This window comes from Streptomyces spinosisporus, from assembly GCF_022698145.1.
GTDB classification, from domain to species: domain Bacteria; phylum Actinomycetota; class Actinomycetes; order Streptomycetales; family Streptomycetaceae; genus Streptomyces; species Streptomyces spinosisporus.
The window spans coordinates 52,108-75,278 of the sequence record NZ_JALDAX010000003.1 but is presented as its reverse complement, the minus strand read 5'-3'; the positions used below and the strand labels follow the sequence as shown (position 1 = coordinate 75,278).

16 protein-coding genes are annotated in these 23,171 nt (G+C 71.0%); 4 read left to right on the top strand and 12 right to left on the bottom strand.

What is annotated here, in order from left to right; all coding sequences use genetic code 11:
* Positions 1-45: 45 nt before the first annotated feature.
* The 7 genes from MQN93_RS08555 to hrcA form a co-directional block, all read right to left on the bottom strand.
* Entirely contained in the window at positions 46-3,261 is a 3,216-nt protein-coding gene (locus MQN93_RS08555) for a S41 family peptidase (protein ID WP_242708984.1), read from the bottom strand.
* Between the two features lie 58 nt (positions 3,262-3,319).
* Complete coding sequence (locus MQN93_RS08550; RefSeq protein WP_242708983.1) at positions 3,320-3,871, bottom strand: hypothetical protein; 552 nt, start codon at positions 3,869-3,871, stop codon at positions 3,320-3,322.
* 65 nt (positions 3,872-3,936) lie between these two features.
* On the bottom strand, positions 3,937-4,329 hold the full coding sequence (locus tag MQN93_RS08545) for a VOC family protein (protein ID WP_016435308.1): 393 nt from the start codon (positions 4,327-4,329) through the stop codon (positions 3,937-3,939).
* Between the two features lie 20 nt (positions 4,330-4,349).
* Positions 4,350-5,102, bottom strand: a complete 753-nt coding sequence (locus tag MQN93_RS08540; protein ID WP_242708982.1) for a 16S rRNA (uracil(1498)-N(3))-methyltransferase — start codon at positions 5,100-5,102, stop codon at positions 4,350-4,352.
* The gene (locus MQN93_RS08535) at positions 5,099-6,175 is read right to left on the bottom strand and encodes a nitronate monooxygenase (protein ID WP_016435306.1); all 1,077 of its coding nucleotides are present in this window, start codon (positions 6,173-6,175) and stop codon (positions 5,099-5,101) included. The genes MQN93_RS08540 and MQN93_RS08535 overlap by 4 nt, the downstream gene beginning before the upstream one ends.
* A 203-nt stretch (positions 6,176-6,378) precedes the next feature.
* Positions 6,379-7,515, bottom strand: coding sequence for a molecular chaperone DnaJ (gene dnaJ / locus MQN93_RS08530; RefSeq protein ID WP_016435305.1), 1,137 nt, complete (start codon positions 7,513-7,515; stop codon positions 6,379-6,381).
* Positions 7,516-8,532 carry a heat-inducible transcriptional repressor HrcA gene (gene hrcA / locus MQN93_RS08525; RefSeq protein WP_242708981.1) on the bottom strand — a complete coding sequence of 339 codons (1,017 nt, stop codon included), beginning with the start codon at positions 8,530-8,532 and terminating at the stop codon, positions 7,516-7,518.
* Positions 8,533-8,686: 154 nt separating this feature from the next.
* On the opposite strand from hrcA, the gene MQN93_RS08520 reads away from it, so the two are divergent.
* Both MQN93_RS08520 and MQN93_RS08515 read left to right on the top strand, forming a co-directional pair.
* Entirely contained in the window at positions 8,687-9,415 is a 729-nt protein-coding gene (locus MQN93_RS08520) for an MBL fold metallo-hydrolase (protein ID WP_242708980.1), read from the top strand.
* Positions 9,416-9,449: 34 nt separating this feature from the next.
* Positions 9,450-10,265 carry a DUF3097 domain-containing protein gene (locus MQN93_RS08515; RefSeq protein ID WP_242708979.1) on the top strand — a complete coding sequence of 272 codons (816 nt, stop codon included), beginning with the start codon at positions 9,450-9,452 and terminating at the stop codon, positions 10,263-10,265.
* Here MQN93_RS08515 and MQN93_RS08510 read toward each other — a convergent pair.
* The 3 genes from MQN93_RS08510 to MQN93_RS08500 form a co-directional block, all read right to left on the bottom strand.
* Entirely contained in the window at positions 10,243-10,821 is a 579-nt protein-coding gene (locus MQN93_RS08510) for a Uma2 family endonuclease (protein ID WP_016435301.1), read from the bottom strand. The two genes, MQN93_RS08515 and MQN93_RS08510, sit on opposite strands and share 23 nt — an antisense overlap.
* A 99-nt stretch (positions 10,822-10,920) precedes the next feature.
* The gene (hemW, locus tag MQN93_RS08505) at positions 10,921-12,153 is read right to left on the bottom strand and encodes a radical SAM family heme chaperone HemW (protein ID WP_242708978.1); all 1,233 of its coding nucleotides are present in this window, start codon (positions 12,151-12,153) and stop codon (positions 10,921-10,923) included.
* A gap of 31 nt (positions 12,154-12,184) precedes the next feature.
* Positions 12,185-14,104: an ATP-binding SpoIIE family protein phosphatase gene (locus tag MQN93_RS08500; RefSeq protein ID WP_242708977.1), complete on the bottom strand. Its 1,920-nt coding sequence runs from the start codon at positions 14,102-14,104 to the stop codon at positions 12,185-12,187.
* 102 nt (positions 14,105-14,206) lie between these two features.
* Here MQN93_RS08500 and MQN93_RS08495 point away from each other — a divergent pair, with 102 nt between their 5' ends.
* Positions 14,207-18,358, top strand: a complete 4,152-nt coding sequence (locus tag MQN93_RS08495; RefSeq protein ID WP_372504318.1) for a HAMP domain-containing protein — start codon at positions 14,207-14,209, stop codon at positions 18,356-18,358.
* A gap of 15 nt (positions 18,359-18,373) precedes the next feature.
* Positions 18,374-18,952 (top strand): response regulator, encoded by a 579-nt coding sequence (locus MQN93_RS08490; RefSeq protein WP_016435296.1) that lies wholly within the window; start codon positions 18,374-18,376, stop codon positions 18,950-18,952.
* Between the two features lie 13 nt (positions 18,953-18,965).
* On the opposite strand, the gene MQN93_RS08485 is transcribed toward MQN93_RS08490, so the two are convergent.
* Positions 18,966-20,840, bottom strand: a complete 1,875-nt coding sequence (locus tag MQN93_RS08485; RefSeq protein WP_016435295.1) for an AMP-dependent synthetase/ligase — start codon at positions 20,838-20,840, stop codon at positions 18,966-18,968.
* A gap of 251 nt (positions 20,841-21,091) precedes the next feature.
* A complete protein-coding gene (gene lepA / locus MQN93_RS08480; RefSeq protein WP_016435294.1) occupies positions 21,092-22,966 on the bottom strand; it encodes a translation elongation factor 4 in 1,875 nt (624 codons plus the stop codon).
* Positions 22,967-23,171 lie beyond the last annotated feature (205 nt).

The following is a 23,171-nucleotide window of genomic DNA, read 5'->3' as shown; positions in this document are numbered from 1 at the left end:
TGATCGAGTACGGGGGCATCGTATCCAGCGCCTGCCGCGCGGGCCTCAGTCCAGGCCCGGCGGCGTCCTGGCGGGGTTCTCCTCCAGGGCCGCGAGGGCGATCCGGACCGCCTCGTCCAGCTGGACGTCCCGGCCCGCCGCGTGATCCTGGGGGCGCTGGATCACCTCCACGTCCGGATCGACGCCGTGGTTCTCCACGCCCCACTCGTAACCCTCCAGCCAGAACGCGTACTTGGGCTGGGTGATGCCCGTGCCGTCGACCAGCCGGTAGCGGTGGTCGATGCCGATCACCCCGCCCCAGGTCCGGGTGCCGACCACCGGGCCGATGCCCAGGGCCTTGATGGCCGCGTTGACGATGTCGCCGTCGGAGCCGGAGAACTCGTTGGCGACGGCGACGACCGGGCCGCGCGGCGCGTCCTGCGGATAGCTGTAGGGGCGCATCCCGCGGGGCACCGCCCAGCCGACGATGCGGCGGGCCAGCTTCTCCACCACGAGCTGGGAGGTGTGGCCGCCGCGGTTCTCGCGGACGTCGACGACCAGGCCCTCACGGGCCACCTCGACGCGCAGGTCGCGGTGGATCTGGGCCCAGCCGGGGGCCTGCATGTCGGGGACGTGGAGGTAGCCGAGGCGGCCGCCGGAGCGCTCGTGGACGTGGGCGCGCCGGTCGGCGACCCACGCGTGGTAGCGCAGGGGTTCCTCGTCGGCCGTGGGGATCACGACGGCGTGCCGTGCCTCGCCGCCGCCGGCCGGGGAGACGGTCAGCTCGACGGGCTTGCCGGCCGTGCCGACGAGCAGCGGGCCGGGCCCGGTGACCGGGTCCACCGGGACGCCGCCGACGGCCACGATGGCGTCGCCGGCCCGTATGGCGACGCCGGGTGCGGCCAGCGGGGAGCGGGCGGCCGGGTCGGAGGTCTCGGTCGGCAGGATGCGGTCGATGCGCCAACTGCCGTCCGCGTGACGGGAGATGTCGGCGCCCAGCAGCCCCTGCCGGGGCCCGTGGCGGTGCCCGCCGCGCGGGACGACATAGGCGTGGGAGGTGCCGAGCTCGCCCTGTACCTCCCACAGCAGGTCGACGAGGTCGTCGTGGGTGGCGACCCGTTCCAGCACGGGCCGGTAGCGGGTGAGGACGCCCGGCCAGTCGACACCGCTCATGTCGGCCCGCCAGAAGTGGTCCCGCATGATGCGGCCCGTCTCCTCGTACATCTGCCGCCACTCGGCCGACGGGTCGACGGTCTGGCGGATGCGGGAGAGGTCGACGGTGATGTTGCTGTCGCTGTCGTCGTCGTTCGAGGCCCGCCGGTCGCTGGGCACGACCTTCAGCCGGCCGTCCGTCCACAGCAGGCAGCGCTTGCCGTCGCCGCTGACCGCGAAGTGGTCGGCGTCGGCGGCGAGATGCTCCAGACGCTGCTGGGCGAGGTCGTAGCGCTCCAGCTCGGTCCTGGGGTCGGGGTCGTCCGGGGTGGCCCGGGAGGAGCCGAGGACGCCCTGCACCGGATGGCGCAGCCACAGCACGCCGTCCTTGGCCGCGCGCAGGTTGGAGTAGCGGGCGGCCTCCACCGGGAAGGGCACGATCCGGTCGGCGAGGCCCTCCAGGTCGATCCGGGTGACCGGGGTGCCCTCGCTGTCCGGGGTCTCGTCCTTGTCGGGCGCCTCGAAGGGGCGGCCGTGCCGCTGCGGCCCGAACGGCGAGGGCGTCGTCGCGGCCAGCGTGATCAGATGCGGGCGGTCGCCGACCACGAAGGCCAGGTCGAAGACGTGCTCGTCGTAGACCGGGTCGAAGGAGCGGTTGGACAGGAAGACGAGGTGCTTGCCGTCCAGGGTGAAGGCGGGGGCGTAGTCCTGGAAGCGGAGCGGGGTCGCCTCGGTGACGGAGAGGTCGGTGGTGTTGGCGAGGCGGAGCTGGCGCAGCGGGCGGGGGCCCGGGTGGGACCAGGCGAGCCAGGCCGAGTCGGGCGAGAAGACCAGCCCTGAGACGTCGCCGTCGGCACTGCGGTCGACCTCGCGGACCTCGCCGGTCTCCCGCTCGACGAGCAGCACCCGGCCGTCGTGCGCGGCGACCGCGGCACGGCTGCCGTCGGGCGCCATGGCGAGGCCGAGGACCCGGCCGAGCTGTCCGGCCGCGAGCCGGCGCGGGGTGGCGCCGGGGGCGAGACCGGTGGCGGGCGCGAACTCCAGGGCGTCGTCGCCCTCCGCGTCCGTCACCCACACCACCCACTCCTCGCCCTCGGCACGGAAGGTGCGCGGCAGCCGGGCCCGTACGCCGGGGGTGGCGGCGAGCGCGCGGGCAGGGCCCGAGCGGTGGGTGACCCAGTGCACGGCGCCGCGGACGGCGACGGCGCTGCCGCGCGCGGTGTGGTCGGGTGCGGCGGAGCCGAACCAGCGGGAGGCGTCCAGGTGGAAGGTCTGCCGGTCGGCGCGCTGCCCGCCGAGCCGGATGTCGAGGCGGCGCGGCTCGGACCCGTCCAGGTCGTCGAGGAGCCACAGTTCACCGGCGAACGCGTAGACGACCCGGGTGCCGTCCCCGGCGGCGTGCCGGGCGTAGAAGCCGTCGAGCGGAGTGTGCCGGCGCAGGTCGGAGCCGTCGGCGAGCGAGGAGTACACCGCTCCGGTGCCTTCGTGGTCGCTGAGGAAGGCGATGCGCTCCCCCGCCCACACCGGGAACTCGGTGTTCCCGTCCAGGTCCTCGTGCAGCCGTACGAACTCGCCGTCGCCGTCGCGGTCGATCCACAGCTTCCCGGCGGTACCGCCCCGGTACCGCTTCCACCAGGCGGCCTCGCGGCCCATCGGCGCGGACAGCAGCACGGTCGCGGGACCGTACGCGACACCGCCGACGGGCCCGTACGGCAGTTGCGTCGACGGTCCCGCGTCCAGCGGGACGGCGTGCGCCCAGGTGCGGCGCAGACTGGGCTGGCCGTAGGTGGTGATCGCCAGGACCTGCCCGTCGGGGGTCCAGCCGCGGACCTGGGTGCGCAGGCTGCCCCAGTGCGTGAGCCGCCTGGCGGGGCCGCCGTCGACCGGGGCGACGTGCACCTCGGGGGCGCCGTCCCGGGTGGAGGTCCAGGCGACGGTCGTGCCGTCGGGCGAGATGCGGGGCGCGGAGACCGCCACGTTCTCGGCGCTGACCCGCCAGGCCCGGCCGCCGTCGAGGGGTGCGAGCCAGATGTCGTCCTCGGCGGCGAAGGCCACCAACTCGCCGTGCACATGCGGGAAACGGAGATAAGCGGAGGAGGCTGCTGATGCCGTCGAGGCAGGTTCGGTCACCCGGTCACCTTAGGCAAGGGCACAGCCGTCAGCCAGAGCGCCGATCGCTTGCCCTCCCTCACTTGCCCTCCACCGGCCAGCACTGCGGATCGCCCTTGCACCAGATGGTCCTGGTGACCGTCACGGTGGCGGTGCCGCCCGGCTGCCCGCCGTTCGAGGGGTTGTTGACGATGGGCGACGGCGTCGCGTTGCAGTTGCCGAGCCCGGTCACATGGAACCAGGTCTTGCCGCCGACCTTCGCGGTCAGGTCACCGCGCACACAGGAACCGTCGACGGCCCGGGTGACCTTGCCGGTGACGGTGATGTCTTTGCCGTCCTTGGTCTGCCCCTGGCAGTCGACGTTGGCGATGGTGGTCTCGCTCGCCGAGGGCGCCTGGTTCGAGGCCTGGTTGTCGCCGTAGTTGGCGGTGCAGCTGAGCCACTGCACGTCGACGTGCTGCCGCTCCAGTTCCGCGGTCGCGGTCTCGTCGGTCGTGTACGCCACCGACGCGGAGCTGAGCCCGGCCGGATCACAGGCCACGGCTCCGCCGACGGCCACCGCCGCGAACAGGGCCACAGCCGCCACCCGCCGTCCCCGCGGCCGCCGCCAAATGCGCCTCAACGCCCCCATGGACGGCAGCCTGCCACCGAGCGCCGTCCGGCGGTAGAGCGCATACGGTCACGAACGCGCCGGGCTCAGTTGCGCAGCAGCAGCCACTCCTGAAGCTCCACCACATTGCCCTCGGGATCCTTGAGGTGGGCCACCCGCATACGGTCGGTCATGGGCGCCGGGCCGTGCACGAGTTCGGCGCCACGGGCGGCGATCTGCTCGCAGTAGGTGTCGAGGTCGTCGACGCGCAGCACCACGAGGGAGCGGTGGCCGGTCGCGGTGCCGCCCAGTTCGTTCAGGACCTCGGCCATCATCGAGCGGTCCTGCAGGGCGATGCCCGCCGAGCCGGTGGCCGGGCTGAACTTCTCGTACGGGCCCTCGGTCGCGCCCGACTGCGGCTTGAGGCCGAGGACTTCGGCGTAGAAGCGGTAGCAGGCCGGGAAGTCGCTGACGAGCAGTCGGACCTGGGCGAGTTCCACGTGTGTTCCCCCTGGGGCGTTCAGGACCAGCGGCCGGTGCGGCCGAGGAGCAGGGCGGTGGCCGCGGTCCCCGCGGTCGATGTACGCAGCACGCTACGCCCGAGCCGGCAGGCCTTCGCACCCGCCTCGGCGAAGAGCTGCAACTCCTGTTCCGTGACGCCCCCTTCGGGGCCCACGACCAGCACGATCTCGCCCGTGGCGGGCAGTTCGGCGCTCGCGAGCGGCTCGCTCGGGTAGTCGCGGTCCTCGTGCAGGACGGCGGCGAGGTCGGCTTTGGCCAGAAGTGCGGCAACCTGTTTGGTCGTTGCCGCGTCCGCGACCTCGGGGAAGCGCAGCCGGCGGGACTGCTTGCCGGCCTCCCGGGCCGTGGCACGCCACTTGGTGAGTGCCTTCAGGCCCCGCTCGCCCTTCCACTGGGTGATGCAGCGGGCCGCCGACCAGGGGACGATCGCGTCCACGCCGGTCTCGGTCATCGTCTCCACAGCCAGCTCGCCGCGGTCCCCCTTGGGGAGGGCCTGGACGACGGTGATGCGGGGGGCCGGTTCGGGCTCGGACAGGAGCGCGGAGGCCTCGACGAACAGCCGGTCCTTGCCCTCCGTACGCACGACCGCCCCGGCGGCGCCGCGGCCCCGGCCGTCGGTCAGCACCACGTCCTCACCGGGCTGCAGCCGCCGCACGGAGACCGCGTGCCGTCCCTCGGGTCCGTCCAGTTCGACGGTCGCCCCCGCGGCCGCGTCCGCCAGGGAGTCGACGACGAACACCGGGGCGGTCATCGCAGGTCCCCCTTGGCCGACAACGCTGTCCTGGCCGCGTCGAGTTCGGCGGCCAGGACCTCCACCAGCTGCCCGGCCGGGAGTTCGCGCGCCATGCGGTGGCCCTGTCCCGCCCACAACGCCATGCCCTGCGCGTCACCGGACGCGGCGGCCTTCTTGCGCAGGGGCGCGGTGAGGTGGTGGACCTCGGGGTAGGCGGCGGGGGCGTAGGGGCCGTGCTCGCGCAGGAAGCGGTTGACCAGGCCGCGAGCCGGGCGTCCGGTGAACGCGCGGGTCAGCTCCGTGCGGGCGAACAGCGGGTTGGTCAGGGCCTGTTTGTGGACGGCACTGGCGCCGGACTCCGGCGTGACGAGGAAGGCGGTGCCGAGCTGGGCCGCGCTCGCGCCCGCCGCCAGCACCGCGGCGATCTGCCCGCCGCGCATGATGCCGCCGGCGGCGATGATCGGGATGCTCACGGTCTCGCGGACCTGGGCGACCAGGGAGAGCAGGCCGATGCCCGCGCCGCCCCGCTCCGGGACGTCGCGGTGCGTGCCCTGGTGACCGCCGGCCTCCACACCCTGGGCGATCACTCCGTCGGCGCCCGCCCGCTCCACGGCGAGGGCCTCCTCCGCGGTCGTCGCGGCGGCCAGGGTGAAGGTCCCCACGCGGTGCAGGGAGTCGATCACCTCGCGGCTGGGCACGCCGAAGTGGAAGGAGACCACCGGCACGGGGTTGTCGAGCAGCACCGCGAGCTTTACGTCGAAGCCGTCGTCGCGGCCGCTGTCCGGGTCGCCGAGCTCGGTCTCGTACCAGGCGGCCTCGCCCGCGAGTTGGTGGGCGTAGATCTCCACGGCGCCGGGGTCGGCGTACTCGGGCTGCGGCACGAAGAGGTTCACGCCGAACGGGCGGTTGCTCAGTCCCCTGAGCTGCTTGATCTCCTGGTACATGCCGTCGGCCGTCTTGTACCCGGCAGCCAAGAACCCCAGCCCGCCGGCCTCGGACACGGCCTGTGCGAGATGCGGCACGGAAATGCCGCCCGCCATCGGGGCCTGCACGATCGGATGCGGGAAAAGATCGGTCAGCGCGGAGGACATGACGGCATGTTGTCACGTCCTCCGAACAAGTCCGAATCGGGTCGCGCCGTGGCATACGCCACAGGAACGACCCCCGTCGGCCGATACGGGAACGGCTGCGGTCAGCGCCCGTTGAACGCGTCCTTCAGGCGCGAGAACAACCCCTGCTGCCCGGGCTGACTGTGCCCATCCGGGGGACAACCCCCGGACCCCGGCCGCCCACGTCAACGCCCGTTGAAGGCGTCCTTCAGACGCGAGAACAACCCTTGCTGCCCGGGCTGGAACTGCCCCTGTGGGCGCTCCTCTCCGCGCAGTTTGGACAGTTCGCGCAGGAGGCGTTCCTGTTCGGGGTCGAGCTTGGTCGGGGTCTGGACCTCGACGTGGACGACGAGGTCGCCCCGGCCGCCGCCGCGCAGGTGCGTGACGCCCCGGCCGTGCAGCGGGATCGACTGGCCGGACTGGGTGCCGGGCCGGATGTCGACCTCCTCCATGCCGTCCAGCGTCTCCAGCGGGACCTTGGTGCCGAGGGCCGCCGCGGTCATCGGGATGGTGACCGTGCAGTGCAGGTCGTCGCCGCGCCGCTGGAAGGTGGAGTGCGGCAGCTCGTGGATCTCGACGTAGAGGTCGCCGGCGGGGCCGCCGCCGGGGCCGACCTCGCCCTCGCCCGCGAGCTGGATCCGGGTGCCGTTGTCCACACCGGCCGGGATCTTGACCGTGAGGGTGCGGCGGGAGCGGACCCGGCCGTCGCCCGCGCACTCCGGGCAGGGGCTGGGCACCACGGTGCCGAAGCCCTGGCACTGCGGGCAGGGCCGCGAGGTCATGACCTGGCCCAGGAAGGACCGGGTGACCTGCGAGACCTCACCGCGGCCGCGGCACATGTCGCAGGTCTGGGCGGTGGTGCCGGGTGCCGCGCCCTCGCCGTTGCAGGTGGAGCAGACGATCGCCGTGTCGACCTGGATGTCCTTGGTCGTGCCGAAGGCGGCCTCGTCGAGCTCGATCTCCAGCCGGATCATGGCGTCCTGGCCGCGGCGGGTGCGCGAGCGCGGGCCGCGCTGCGACGCCGTACCGAAGAACGCGTCCATGATGTCCGAGAAGTTCCCGAAGCCGCCGGCCCCGAAGCCGCCCGCGCCACCGCCGCCCGACTGCGAGAGCGGGTCGCCGCCGAGGTCGTAGACCTGCTTCTTCTGCGGGTCGGAGAGCACCTCGTAGGCGGCGTTGATCTCCTTGAACCGCTCCTGGGTCTTCGGATCGGGGTTGACGTCCGGATGCAGCTCGCGCGCGAGCCGCCGGAAGGCCTTCTTGATCTCTTCCTGCGACGCGTCGCGGCGCACGCCGAGTACGGCGTAATAGTCGGTGGCCACTTACGACTCCGCCAGGATCTGTCCGACGTACCGTGCCACTGCGCGTACCGCTCCCATCGTTCCCGGGTAGTCCATGCGGGTCGGTCCGACCACGCCGAGCTTGGCGACTGCCTCGCCGCCCGAACCGTAGCCCACCGACACCACAGAAGTGGAGTTGAGTCCCTCATAGGCGTTCTCGTGCCCGATGCGCACCGTCATGCCCGAATCCCCCGCCTCACCAAGCAACTTGAGGAGCACGACCTGCTCCTCCAGGGCCTCCAGCACCGGGCGGATGGTGAGGGGGAAGTCATGTCCGAAGCGGGTCAGATTGGCGGTGCCGCCGATCATCAGCCGCTCCTCGTTCTCCTCGACGAGGGTTTCGAGGAGGGTGGACAGGACCGTCGAGACGGTGCCCCGGTCCTCGACGTCGAAGGCCTCGGGCAGGTCCTCCACCAGCCGGGGCACGTCGGCGAACCGGCGGCCCGTGACGCGGCTGTTGAGCCGCGCCCGCAGATCGGCGAGCGAGGCCTCGCCGAACGGCGCCGGGCAGTCCACCATGCGCTGCTCGACCCGCCCGGTGTCGGTGATCAGCACGAGCATCACGCGCGCGGGGGCGAGCGACAGCAGCTCCACGTGCCGCACCGTCGAGCGGGTCAGCGAGGGGTACTGCACGACCGCGACCTGGCGGGTGAGCTGCGCGAGCAGCCGCACGGTGCGGGCCACGACGTCGTCGAGGTCGACGGCGCCGTCGAGGAAGTTCTGGATGGCGCGCCGCTCGGGCGCGGACATCGGCTTGACGCCGGCGAGCTTGTCGACGAAGAGCCGGTAGCCCTTGTCGGTCGGGATGCGGCCGGCGCTGGTGTGGGGCTGGGCGATGAAGCCCTCGTCCTCCAGGGCCGCCATGTCGTTGCGCACGGTGGCCGGGGAGACGCCGAGGCTGTGCCGCTCGGTCAGGGCCTTGGAGCCCACCGGCTCCTCGGTGCCGACATAGTCCTGGACGATGGCGCGCAGCACTTGGAGCCGTCGTTCACTCAGCATCTCGCGCACACACCTCCCGAAGTCGTCCCCTGGCGCTCGGCCTGGCACTCTGTCCGTCCGAGTGCCAGAGTTCCCCGGCCCAGTGTACGGCGGTGGGGTACGCCCCGGGCAAGGCAGTCCCTGACGGAGCGGCTCGTACCGCTAGCGTCGCCGTATGACGGTGACTTGGGAAGACCTCGGGTGGGAGCGGGTGTCGGCCTCGGTGGGTCGCCTGCGGCTTCCCGGGTGGGACTGCACGGCGGGGCTGGTCGTGGGCGAGGACACCGCGCTCGTGGTCGACGCGGGGTCGAGCCTCGCGGAGGGCGCGCGGTTGCGCACCGAGGCGCAGGAGCTGGCCGGTCACCGTGTGACTCATCTCGCGCTCACGCATCCCCACTTCGACCATGTCCTCGGGGCGGCGGCGTTCGCGGGCGCGGAGGTGTACGGGGCGGTGGGCCTGGACGCGGTGTTCGGGGCCCGGCACGCGCGCGAGGAGCTGCGGGCGGACGCGGTGGGCAACGGATTGCCGGCGCGCGCGGCGGAGGAGGCCGTGGACGCCCTCGTCGCGCCCCGGCATCTCGTCTCCGGCGAGTGGACCCTCGACCTGGGCGGCGGGCGGCAGGTCCTGCTGGCGAACGTGGGGCCCGGGCACACCGCCCACGACCTGGTGGTGCTGGTGCCGGGCCCGCCCGAGGTGGTCTTCTGCGGCGACCTGGTCGAGGAGTCGGGCGAGCCCCAGGCGGGCCCCGACGCCGTACCGTCGCACTGGCCCGCCGCCCTGGACCGGCTGCTCGATCTGGGCGGGGACGACGCGCTGTACGTGCCCGGTCACGGAGCGGTGGTGGACGCGGCCTTCGTACGGGCTCAGCGGGACGAGCTGGCGGCCCGTTTCGGCGTGTCGTGACCATGGCCCGTCCCCTTCTCCTATCGTCATCCGAATGCGCCAGTACTCCGCCGATCTGACCCCGCCGTGGAAGAAGTCCAAGCCCGCCCCGGAGGTCGCGGCCGAGCCCGGGCTGGTGGTGGAGGAGCCCGGCACCGGTTTCTGCGGGGCGGTGATCCGCTGCGAGGCGGGCACGGTGACCCTGGAGGACCGGTTCGGCAAGCACCGGGTGTTCCCGCTGGAGCCGCGGGGGTTCCTGCTGGAGGGCCGGGTGGTGACGCTCGTACGGCCGTCGTCGTCCGCTCCTGTACGTCCCTCCCGTACGGCGTCCGGTTCGGTGGCTGTCCCGGGCGCGCGGGCGCGCGTGGCCCGCGCCGGGCGCATCTACGTCGAGGGGCGCCACGACGCCGAACTCGTCGAGAAGGTGTGGGGCGACGACCTGCGCATCGAGGGTGTGGTCGTGGAGTACCTGGGCGGCGTGGACGACCTGCCGGCGATCGTGGCGGAGTTCGCGCCGGGTCCGGACGCGCGGCTGGGGGTGCTGGTGGACCATCTGGTGCCGGGCTCGAAGGAGTGGCGCATCGCGGAGTCGGTGACGAGCGAGCACGCCCTCGTGGTCGGGCACCCGTACATCGACATCTGGGAGGCCGTGAAGCCGACGTCCCTCGGCATCGACTCCTGGCCGCGCGTCCCGCACGGGCAGGACTGGAAGACGGGGGTGTGCCGGGCGCTGGGGTGGCCGCCGGAGAACACCGGGGCGGTGTGGCAGGCGATCCTGCAGCGGGTGGGGTCCTACAAGGACCTGGAGCCTGAGCTGCTGGGGCGGGTGGAGGAACTGATCGACTTCGTCACGGGTAGCGGTGGGGCCTAGCGTTGGGGAACGTTCCAAACTGGCTGGTGTCCAGTTCGAGTCCCAGTTCCTCCAGCGGCAGCGGCGCTCCGAACTTGGTGATCTGCTGCCGCTGGTAGTCGGCGTGCTCTCCCTCTCCCTTGGGCCTCGTCAGCAGGACGCACTGCGCCATGATCGGATCCACGATGAGGTAGGCGGGCACGTTGCCGGCTGCATAGATCGACCGCTTGACGTCATAGTCCCGCTGGACGCTGGTCTTGGAGACGACCTCGACAACCATCGTGATCAGGCTGCACGGCATAAGGCGGCCCGAGGCGGGCAGGGCATCGCGCGCCACGACCACAAGGTCCGGTACGGGCTCACTGGCCTCGTCCACGATGTCGATGTCCTGGGTTTGAAGGGGATACCAGCGATCCAGTGGGATCTGCCTCTCCGTGAGCAACACGTTGAGGTTGTGCAACAGATCCGGGCTGGCCATCATCACGATTTCCCCCCGCAGAAGCTCCACCTTGAGTCCGTCGGGTGGCTCGAACCCCTCGAAGAACTCTGCGACTCCACGTTCGTCCACAGCGGTCATCTCCGTGGCCTCCACATTCGCCGCATACTGTCAGCGGCAGCCTACGAACCAGGTTAGGGATCGAACCGGCGCTCCGCACCGATTCACTCGCCGGAGTGATCAGTCCACCAGATCCCGCACCACCGCATCCGCCAGCAACCGCCCCCGCAGTGTCAGCACGGCCCTCCCGGCCTCGTACGGGCCGGTTTCCAGGAGTCCCTCCCCCAGCGCTCGCCGCGACGCCGCCAGGCCCGCCTCCCGAAGCAGCGCCAGCGGTACGCCGTCCCGCAGCCGCAGCTCCAGCAGGATGCGTTCCACTCGGCGGTCCTCCTCGGAGAGGAGTTCGCGCCCGGCGCCCGGTGACCGCCCCTGCGCCAGCGCCGCCGCGTACGCGCCCGGGTGCTTCACGTTCCACCAGCGCACCCCGCCGACGTGGGAGTGTGCGCCGGGGCCCGCGCCCCACCAGTCGGCGCCGCGCCAGTACAGCTCGTTGTGCAGGCAGCGGGCCGCCTCGGAGGTGGCCCAGTTGGAGACCTCGTACCAGTCGAAGCCGGCCTTCGACATGATTTCGTCCGCGATGAGGTAGCGGTCCGCGTGCTCGTCGTCGTCCGTCATCGGGATCTCGCCCCGGCGGATGCGGCGGGCGAGCTGGGTGCCCTCCTCGACGATCAGGGCGTAGGCCGAGATGTGGTCGGGTCCGGCGCCGATCGCCGCGTCCAGGGAGGCCCGCCAGTCGTCGTCCGTCTCTCCCGGTGTGCCGTAGATCAGATCCAGGTTGACGTGCTCGAAGCCCGCCGCGCGGGCCTCCGCCACGCACGCCTCGGGGCGGCCCGGGGTGTGCGTGCGGTCCAGGACCTTCAGCACGTGCTGCTTGGCGCTCTGCATGCCGAAGGAGACGCGGTTGAAGCCGCCCTCCCTCAGCGCGGCGAGATACGCGGGGTCCACCGACTCCGGGTTCGCCTCCGTCGTGACCTCCGCGTCCGGTGCGAGGCCGAACTCGTCGCGGATCGCGCCCAGCATCCGTACGAGATCGTCCGCGGCCAGCAGCGTGGGCGTGCCGCCGCCCACGAAGACCGTGCGGACCGAGCGCGGATCGTCGCCCAGGACCTTGCGGGCCAGGCGGATCTCGTCGGTCAGGGTGTCCGCGTAGTTGTCGCGGGAGGCGAGGACGCCGCCGGTGCCGCGCAGCTCGGTGGCGGTGTAGGTGTTGAAGTCGCAGTAGCCGCAGCGGGTCGCGCAGTACGGGACGTGCAGATAGAAGCCGAGGGGGCGGTCGGCTGCGGCGGTGAGCGCGGACGCGGGCAGGGCGCCGTCGGCGGGGACCGGCTCGCCGTCGGGGAGTGCGGAAGGCATGCCTTCCATTGTCCAGCACGCGCGCGAAGCCCTACTCCGCCTGCAGCACCAGCAGCGCCAGGTCGTCCTCCGGCGGCCGCCCGCCGAACTCGTGCACCAGCCTGCGGATGCGCTCCGCGATCAGTTCGGCGCTCAGTCCCGCGCACCCGGCGAGGACCTCCGCGAGCCCGTCGGCGTCGTCGAACATGCGCGAGCCGGAGCGGCGCTCCGTCACCCCGTCCGTGACGCACAGCAGGCTGTCCCCGGGGCCCAGCTCGAAGGTCTCGCTGGTGTACGTCTCGTCCTCGATCACCCCGAGCAGGGTCTGCGGGCGCGCTGCCGTGCGGACCCCGCCGTCGGGGCCGAGCAGCAGCGGGAGCGGATGGCCCGCGGAGGCGAGGGTGCAGCGGACGCCACCGTCGAAGGGGGCCAGCTCGCCGTAGAGGAGGGAGAGGAACCGGGTCTGCGGGCCGTCGCCGGGGGTGGGCTGCCGTACCAGGGCGCGGGCCGCGGCGTCGGCGGCCTCGGTGGCGTCGTCGAGGAGGAGGCGGTTGAGGCGGTCCAGGACGTCGGCGACGCGGTAGCCCTCACGCGCGAGGAGGCGCAGCCAGGGGCGGGCCAGGCCGATCACCACGGCGGCCTCGGGGCCCTTGCCCTGGACGTCGCCGACGGCGAAGCACCAGCGGCCGTCGCCGGCCGGGAAGAGGTCGTAGAAGTCGCCGCTGGGGCCGCCCTTGTCGCACGGTTCGTAGACGAGGGCGCTGCGCACTCCGGGGATCTCGGCGACGGCGGCGGGCAGCAGTCCGCGCTGCAGGACCTGGCTGATGGTGGCCTGGCGGGCGTACTGGCGGGCCGCGCCGATGGCGAGCGCCACCCGGCGGCTGAGGTCCTCGATCAGCCCGGTGACCTCGTCGGGGAAGCGCAGCAGTCCGGCCCGCCCGATGACGAGGGTGCCGAGCGGGCGGCCGCCCGCGATCAGCCGGTAGGAGAGCGCGGTGCCGTGCTCGTCGCGCACGCCGAGCGCCTCGCCCGGCCAGGGGTGCGGCACGGGGCCGGACCGTAACGGGTCGGACGGGTGCGGTGGGTCCTTCTCCAGCGCCTGGCGCAGTTCCTCCATACGGTTCTCGCTGCCGTGCCAGACGCGGGCGAGCCGGGGCCCGGCTCCCGCGGTGCCGTCGGTCCAGCCGCGGCCCATGGCCTCGTCCTCCAGCCACACCGCGCACCAGTCGGCGAGCCGCGGCACGATCAGCTGTCCGGCGAGCGCGGCGACCAGGTTCTCGTCGAGCTGTCCGGCGAGCAGGTCGGAGGCCTCGGCGAGGAAGGACAGCGCACCGCGCTGCAGCCAGTCCCGGTCGCGTTCGGCGCGCTGCGGGTCGGGGGCGAGGATCTCCGCGGCGCGCAGCCCGCGTTCCAGGGCGAGCCGGCCGGCGTACAGGTCCTGGTCGCTGCCGGTCCTGTGCCGCTCGGCGGACAGCCGCGCCCACACCGTCTTGGTGCCTCTGCGGAAGGTGACGCCCCAGGAGTCGGCGAGAGTGGAGACCAGGCGCAGCCCGCGGCCGTGCTCCGGTGTGTCGTACGAGATCTCGGCGCGGGAGTCGTGGGGTGCGCGGGAGGGGTGGTGGTCGGAGACCTCGACGACCAGTTCGCCGGCGGTCTCCTCCAGCCGGCACTCCACGTCGACGTCGGTGCCCGCGTGCACGACGGCGTTGGTGACGAGTTCGCTCACGACGAGTACGGCGTCGTCGGCGACGCGGTCGGTGAGGTGCTCGGTGCCGGGGAGGCCGGCGTCGATCCAGTCGGCGACCGTGGACCGTACGAGTGCGCGGGCGGAACCGGGTGCGAGGGAGCTTCCGGAGAGCGTGGTGCGCTTCTGCGCGCGGGAGTTCGCGCTCCCGTGCGCGGTCGTCTGCTCAGGCGCAGGCGCCCCGCAGGCACAGGAAGCGGTATCCCGTTGCGTCGGAATGGCCCCCATGGACAGCTCCCCGAGCGGTTCGTACGAATACGCCTCAGCCGATGCCGACAGAGTGACAGACTGGCCACGCCCATAAGCATCGAGTTACCGAAGTGGGCCGCCATGAGTGAGAACAGTGCTACACGCGCGCTCGAAGACGGACAAAAAGTGGAACAAATCCGAGCATCGGAGCTGCGCACGCTGCTCGCCGCGATGAAAGCGGCCCGGGACGGCGACTTCAAGAAGGTGCCCGAGACGAGCCACGGGATCGTGGCCGAACTGACCGCTGCTTTCAATCAGATCGTGGACCGCAGTGTGCACTTCAACGGGGAAGTGCAGCGTGTGAAGCGGGAGTTGGTGCGCCACGGGCGGCTCGACGAGCGGGTCTCGGCCAGCCCGGGACAGGGCGCCTGGACGTCCCGGGTCAACGATGTGAACCAGATCCTGGACGCCCTGGTGGCGCCGGCGGCCAATGCGACCCGGGTGCTGGACGCGGTGGCGGGCGGCGATCTGACCCAGCGGGTCGATCTGCACGACGGCAGCCGCCAGTTGAGGGGCGATCTGCGGCGGCTGGGCCGGGCGGTGAACAAGATGGTCGACCAGCTGTCGCTGTTCACCGGCGAGGTGACCCGGGTCGCGCGGGAGGTGGGCACCGAGGGGCGGCTCGGCGGCAGGGCCAAGGTGACCGGTCTTTCGGGTAGTTGGCGGGCCGTCACCGAGGCCGTCAACACGATGGCGTCCCGGCTGACCGCCCAGGTGCGGGACATCGCCCTGGTCACGACGGCGGTGGCGCGCGGCGACCTGACCCGTACGGTCACGGTCGAGGCGACCGGCGAGCTGCTCGAACTGAAGCTGACCGTGAACACGATGGTGGACCAGCTGTCCGCCTTCGCCGACGAGGTCACCCGCGTCGCCCGCGAGGTCGGCACCGAGGGCCAGTTGGGCGGGCGGGCGCAGGTGCGGGGTGTGTCCGGGGTGTGGAAGGACCTCACCGACAACGTCAACTTCATGGCCTCGAACCTCACGTCGCAGGTCCGCAACATCGCCCAGGTGACGACGGCCGTCGCCAACGGCGACCTGAGCCAGAAGATCACCGTCGACGCCCAGGGCGAGATCCTGGAGCTGAAGTCGACGATCAACACGATGGTGGACCAGCTCTCCGCCTTCGCCGACGAGGTGACGAGGGTCGCCCGCGAGGTCGGCACCGAGGGCAACCTCGGCGGGCGGGCCCAGGTACGAGGCGTCTCCGGCGTCTGGAAGGACCTCACCGACAACGTCAACTTCATGGCGGACAACCTCACTTCGCAGGTCCGCAACATCGCGCTGGTCTCCACCGCCGTGGCACAGGGCGACCTCGGCAAGAAGATCACGGTCGAGGCGAAGGGCGAGATCCTGGAGCTGAAGTCCACCATCAACACCATGGTCGACCAGCTCTCCGCCTTCGCCGACGAGGTGACGAGGGTCGCCCGCGAGGTCGGCACCGAAGGCAACCTCGGCGGCCAGGCGCAGGTGCGGGGCGTCTCCGGCGTCTGGAAGGACCTCACCGACAACGTCAACTTCATGGCGCTGAACCTGACGTCGCAGGTCCGCAACATCGCCCAGGTGACGACCGCCGTCGCCAACGGCGACCTGTCCAAGAAGATCACGGTCGACGCCCGCGGCGAGATCCTCGAACTGAAGGACACCGTCAACACGATGGTGCAGCAGCTGCGCGCGTTCGCCGACGAGGTCACCCGCGTCGCCCGCGAGGTCGGCACCGACGGCCGGCTGGGCGGCCGGGCCCAGGTGCTGGGCGTCTCCGGGGTGTGGCGGGATCTGACCGACAACGTCAACTACATGGCGGACAACCTCACTTCGCAGGTCCGCAACATCGCCCAGGTGACCACGGCCGTCGCCAACGGCGACCTGTCCAAGAAGATCGACGTGGACGCCCGCGGCGAGATCCTGGAGCTGAAGACCGCCATCAACACCATGGTCGACACCCTCTCCTCCTTCTCCTCCGAGGTCACCCGGGTGGCCCGCGAGGTCGGTTCCGAGGGCCAACTCGGCGGCCAGGCACGGGTCGAGGGCGTCTACGGCACCTGGAAGCGCCTGACGACGAACGTGAACGAACTGGCGTCGAACCTGACCACCCAGGTCCGCGCCATCGCCGAGGTCGCCTCCGCCGTGGCCCAGGGCGACATGTCCCGCTCGATCACGGTGGAGGCGCGCGGCGAGGTCGCCGAGCTGAAGGACAACATCAACCTGATGGTGGCCAACCTGCGCGAGACGACCCGCGCGAAGGACTGGCTGGAGTCCAACCTGGCCCGGCTCGCCGCCCTGATGCAGGGCCACCGCGACCTGATGGAGGTCGCCGACCTGCTGCTGCGCGAGCTGACCCCGCTGGTGAACGCCCAGTACGGCGCGTTCTTCCTGGCCGACCCGGGCGCGGACAGCACCTCGCTGCGCACCTCCGCGCCCGCGAAGGGGCTCGCGTTCATCGCCGGGTACGGCTCGGCGCAGGGCGCGACGGTGGAGACCGGCGGACTGCCGGTGCACGGTCTGGTGCAGCAGGCGGCCCGGGAGAAGAAGCGGATCCTCGTGGAGGAGGCCCCGCCGGACTACATCAAGATCAACAGCGGGCTCGGGGAGGCGGCACCCACCAGCCTCGTCATCATCCCGATCCTCTTCGAGGACAAGCTCCTCGGCGTGATCGAGCTGGCCTCCTTCTCCCGCTTCTCCGATGTGCATCTGGCGTTCTTCGACCAGTTCGTGAACACCATCGCCGTCGCCATCAACACGATCATCGCCAACTCCCGTACGGAGTCCCTGCTCGGCGAGTCCCAGCGGCTGGCCATGCAGCTGCAGGAGCGCTCGGACGAACTGCAGAAGCAGCAGGCCGAGTTGCGGCGCTCCAACGCCGAACTGGAGGAGAAGGCGGCCCTGCTGGCGACCTCCTCCCAGTACAAGTCGGAGTTCCTGGCCAACATGTCGCACGAGCTGCGCACACCGCTGAACTCCCTGCTGATCCTCGCCCGTCTGCTGTCCGACAACCCGGACGGCCATCTCACCGACCAGGAGGTGCAGTTCGCCACCACCATCCACCGTTCCGGCTCGGATCTGCTCCAGCTGATCAACGACATCCTGGATCTGTCGAAGATCGAGGCCGGCCGGATGGACGTACGCCCGAAGAAGCTGCCGCTGATCAAGCTGCTCGACTACGTCCACGCCACCTTCCGCCCGCTCACCGTCGACCGGGGACTCGCCTTCGAGGTGTCGGTCGGCGAGGACATGCCGCGGGACATGTACTCGGACGAGCAGCGGCTGCAGCAGATCCTGCGCAACCTCCTGTCCAACGCGATCAAGTTCACCGCGTCCGGCCGGGTCGAGCTGCGGGTGAGCCGGGTCAAGGACCCCGAACACCTGCATGTCCGCGAGGGGGAGGAGGTGCTCGCCTTCTCCGTCTCCGACACCGGCATCGGCATCGCTCCCGAGAAGCTCTCGGTGATCTTCGAGGCGTTCCAGCAGGCCGACGGCACCACCAACCGCAAGTACGGCGGCACGGGCCTCGGTCTGTCCATCAGCCGGGAGATCGCGGGTCTGCTGGGCGGCCGTATCGTCGCCGAGAGCGAGCCCGGCAAGGGGTCCACGTTCACGCTGTACGTCCCCGTGGTCAGTCCCGGTCACGCGGCGACCGGACCGGTCGCGGAGGAGCGTCCGCTGCCGGTGCCGCAGCAGCCGGTGTCCGAGCCGTTCGCGGGGTCGCACGACGCGGAGGACGCCTGGCCGGCGCCGACCAGGCTGGAGGAGTGGAAGGCGGGCCGGGCCGGTCAGATCCTGCCCGGGCGGCGGGTGCTGATCGTCGACGACGACATCCGCAACGTCTTCGCCCTCACCCATGTCCTGGGCCGCGTCGGCATGCCGGTCCTGTACGCGGAGAACGGACGCGAGGGCATCGAGACGCTGGAGCGCAATCCCGACGTCGAACTCGTCCTGATGGACATCATGATGCCGGAGATGGACGGCTACGAGACCATCTCCGCCATCCGCCGCACCGCACGCTGGACCGATCTGCCGATCGTCGCGCTGACCGCGAAGGCCATGCCCGGCGACCGCGAGAAGTCCATCGCCCGGGGTGCGAACGACTATGTACCCAAGCCGGTGGACGTCGACCTGTTGCTGACGGTCGTCTGTGCCCTCCTGGACCCCGAGGGCGCCGGTCCGGGCACCACCGACACCGTTGCAGCGGAACCGGCCTCCGGTGCGGAAGCCGCGGTTCCGCCGACGACCGATTAATGAGGCACATTCACCATGAGCGCTGAGGCAACGACCGACGAGCGCGCCAGCATCCTCCTCGTGGACGACATGGAGGACAACCTGATCGCGCTGGAGGCCGTCCTGGGGTCCCTCAACGAGCCGCTGGTACGCGCGCGTTCGGGCGAGGAGGCGATGAAGGCACTGCTGCGCCAGCAGTTCGCCCTCGTCCTGCTCGACGTCCGCATGCCCGGCATGGACGGATTCGAGACGGCCGCGAACATCAAGCGGCTCGACCAGACCAAGGACGTGCCGATCATCTTCCTGACGGGCGCGGACGACGACTCAGGCTACGCGTTCCGCGGCTATGCCACGGGGGCCGCGGACTATCTGACCAAGCCCTTCGACCCCTGGGTTCTCCGGGCGAAGGTCACCGTCTTCCTCGACCTGCACCGCAAGTCCCTCCAACTGGAGCGCCTGCTGGCCCAGGAGCACGCGGACTACGGGGAGGTGGACGCCCGACTGGCCGAGCTGGAACGGCAGCTGGAGGGGGACGAGCCCCCGGACCTGGAGCAGTTGCGCATACGGGTCCGGGAGCTACGGCGGCTGATGGGCAGGGGCGGCCGCCAGGACTGACCCCTGCCGTCGGCTACGCCTCGCGCGTCCCCGCGTACATCTCGTCGATCAGGTGCTTGTACTCCCGCTCGACGACCGGACGCTTCAGCTTCAGGCTCGGCGTGATCTCGCCGTGCTCCACGTCGAGGTCGCGCGGCAGCAGCCGGAACTTCTTGATGGTCTGCCAGCGCTGCAGCCCCTGGTTGAGCTCCGTGACATAACCGTCGATGAGGGCGACCGTCGAGGGGTCGGCGACGACCTCGGCGTACGACTTGCCCCCCAGCCCGTTCTCCTTGGCCCAGTCGAGGATGGACGGCTCGTCCAGCGCGATGAGGGCGGTGCAGAAGTTCCGGTCGGCGCCGTGCACCAGGATGTTGGAGACGTACGGGCACACGGCCTTGAACTGGCCCTCGACCTCGGCCGGCGCGATGTACTTGCCGCCGGAGGTCTTGATGAGGTCCTTCTTGCGGTCGGTGATGCGCAGATAGCCGTCCTGGGAGAGCTCGCCGATGTCGCCGGTGTGGAACCAGCCGTCCGGCTCCAGCACCTCGGCGGTCTTCTCGGGCAGCCCGTGGTAGCCCTCCATGATGCCGGGGCTGCGCAGCAGGATCTCGCCGTCGTCGGCGATGCGCACCTCGGTGCCGGGCAGCGGCTTGCCGACCGTACCGGTGCGGTAGGCCTCACCGGGGTTCACGAAGGAGGCGGCCGAGGACTCCGTGAGGCCGTAGCCCTCCAGGATGTGGATGCCGGCGCCGGCGAAGAAGTAGCCGATCTCCGGGGCGAGCGCGGCGGAGCCGGAGACGCAGGCGCGCAGGTTGCCGCCGAACGCCTCGCGGATCTTGGCGAAGACGAGCGCGTCGGCGACCTTGTGCTTGGCGCCGAGCCCGAACGGGACGGACGCCGTGCCCGTGCGCCGGAAGTTGTCCTGGGAGACCTTGGCGTACTCGCGGGCGACCTCGGCGGCCCACTGGAAGATCTTGTACTTGGCGCCGCCGCCGGCCTTCGCCTTGGCCGCGACCCCGTTGTAGACCTTCTCGAAGATGCGCGGGACGGCCGCCATGTACGTCGGCTGCACGACCGGCAGATTCTCGATGATCTTGTCGACGCGGCCGTCGACGGCGGTGACGTGGCCGACCTCGATCTGGCCGGAGGTGAGCACCTTGCCGAAGACGTGCGCGAGCGGCAGCCAGAGGTACTGCACGTCCTCCGGGCCGACCAGCCCGGTCGCGGCGATCGCCTTGGCCATGTACGACCAGTTGTCGTGCGGCAGGCGCACGCCCTTGGGGCGGCCGGTGGTGCCGGAGGTGTAGATGAGGGTGGCGAGCTGGTCCTTGGTGATCGCGCCGACCCGCTCCCGGATCAGCTCGGGGTCCTTCTCCAGGCGGGCGGCGCCCCGCGCCTCCAGCTCGGTCAGGGTCAGCACCCAGTCGCTGGTCTCGACACCGGCCGGGTCGATCACGACGACATGGGTGAGGGCGGGCAGCTCGGCGCGCCGGTCGACCGCCTTGGCGAGCTGGGCCGCGTCCTCCGCGATCAGCACCCGGCTCTCGGAGTCGGCGAGGATGAACGCCGACTCGTCGGCGTTGGTCTGCGGGTAGACCGTGGTCGTGGCGGCGCCGGCGCACATGATGCCGAGGTCCGCGAGCAGCCACTCGACCCGGGTCGCGGAGGCGAGCGCGACGCGCTGCTCGGGCTGCACGCCCAGCTCGATCAGACCGGCCGCGATCGAGTGGACCCGCTCGGCGGCCTGCGCCCAGCTCAGCGACTTCCACTCGTCGGGGCCCGCACCGGAAGCGGGGGCCACCGGGTAGCGATAGGCCTCGGCGTCCGGTGTGGCGGCAACGCGTTCCAGGAAGAGAGTCGCCACGCTCGGCGGACGGTTCTCGATCAGTGTCTGTGTGTCGCTCACGACATCCTCCGGGGCCCGCGGCAGTGCGGCTGGCTCAAGTGCGGCTGATTTTCACTCGCGGCGGTTGTTTAACTCGCGAGTAACTATGGAGCAGAGATCAGAGTAGAGCCCGACCGGCCGGTGCGTAAGGGGCGGCGGCCTGTCGCTTTCTACAGAGGGCAACGCTACGCACGCGTAGGGGCCCGCCGTGGTTTCGTACGACGAGCCCCTGTTGTGTCCGGTTTGACGGCGCAACCAGTCGTTACCGCTGGTTACTTCTTGCCCTTGCCCGACCCCGCGCTGTCATCGCTGGAGAGCACGGCGATGAAGGCCTCCTGCGGAACCTCCACGGAACCCACCATCTTCATCCGCTTCTTGCCCTCCTTCTGCTTCTCCAGGAGCTTGCGCTTGCGGGAGATGTCACCGCCGTAGCACTTGGCCAGGACGTCCTTGCGGATGGCGCGGATGGTCTCGCGGGCGATGACGCGCGAGCCGATGGCGGCCTGGACCGGCACCTCGAAGGCCTGCCTCGGGATGAGCTCCTTCAGCTTGGCCACCAGCCGCACGCCGTACGCGTACGCCTGGTCGCGGTGGGTGATCGCGGAGAAGGCGTCCACCTTGTCGCCGTGCAGCAGGATGTCGACCTTGACCAGGCTGGAGGTCTGCTCGCCGGTGGGCTCGTAGTCCAGGGACGCGTAGCCGCGCGTCTTGGACTTCAGCTGGTCGAAGAAGTCGAAGACGATCTCCGCGAGGGGCAGCGTGTAGCGGATCTCCACGCGGTCCTCGGAGAGGTAGTCCATGCCGAGCAGCGTGCCGCGCCGGGTCTGGCACAGCTCCATGATCGAGCCGATGAACTCCGACGGCGCGAGGATCGTGGCGCGCACGACCGGCTCGTACACCTCGTTGATCTTGCCCTCGGGGAACTCGCTGGGGTTGGTGACCGTGTGCTCGCTGCCGTCCTCCATGACCACCCGGTAGACCACGTTGGGCGCGGTCGCGATCAGGTCGAGGCCGAACTCGCGCTCCAGGCGCTCACGGATCACGTCGAGGTGCAGCAGGCCGAGGAAGCCGACGCGGAAGCCGAAGCCGAGGGCCGCGGAGGTCTCCGGCTCGTAGACCAGCGCGGCGTCGTTGAGCTGGAGCTTGTCCAGGGCCTCGCGCAGCTCGGGGTAGTCGGAGCCGTCCAGCGGATACAGGCCGGAGAAGACCATCGGCTTCGGGTCCTTGTAGCCGCCGAGCGGCTCCGTGGCCCCCTTCTGCTGGCTGGTGACGGTGTCACCGACCTTGGACTGGCGCACGTCCTTCACACCGGTGATCAGATAGCCCACCTCACCGACGCCGAGGCCGTCGGCGGAGAGCATCTCGGGCGAGTTGGTGCCGATCTCCAGCAGCTCGTGGGTGGCGCTCGTCGACATCATCCTGATGCGCTCGCGCTTGTTGAGCTGGCCGTCGATGACACGGACGTACGTCACGACGCCGCGGTAGGAGTCGTAGACGGAGTCGAAGATCATCGCGCGGGCCGGGGCGTCCGCGTCGCCGACCGGCGCGGGGATCTCCCTGACCACCTTGTCGAGCAGTGCGTCGACGCCGACGCCGGTCTTGGCGGAGACCCTGAGCACGTCGTCGGGGTCGCAGCCGACCAGGTTGGCGAGCTCCTCGGCGAACTTCTCGGGCTGTGCGGCCGGCAGGTCGATCTTGTTCAGTACGGGGATGATCGTGAGGTCGTTCTCCATCGCCAGGTAGAGGTTGGCGAGAGTCTGGGCCTCGATGCCCTGGGCGGCGTCGACGAGGAGGATGGTCCCCTCGCAGGCGGCGAGCGACCGTGAGACCTCGTAGGTGAAGTCGACGTGCCCCGGGGTGTCGATCATGTTGAGGATGTGCGTGCTGCCCTGGTCCGGGCCCTCGGTGGGGGCCCAGGGCAGACGCACCGCCTGGGACTTGATCGTGATGCCGCGCTCACGCTCGATGTCCATGCGGTCGAGGTACTGGGCACGCATCTGCCGCTGCTCGACGACGCCGGTCAGCTGGAGCATCCGGTCGGCGAGCGTGGACTTGCCGTGGTCGATGTGCGCGATGATGCAGAAATTGCGGATCAGAGCCGGGTCGGTACGGCTCGGCTCGGGCACATTGTTAGGGGTCGCGGGCACGCAGGGTCCTGTCTCTTGAGGCGCCTTATGCCTCGGGTCGGATCGTTACGTAGGCTCCATGGTCCCACGGGCGGGGACCTGGGACCGTTTTGGGCCGTCGGCCGGGCCACTGGTAGCCTGGGTGGCTGTGCCTCATGCCCTCTCAGCGCGAGGCACACCTCAAGAAATCACCTGGTGCGGATCCCGTGCGGTTCCGTGCCTGAAC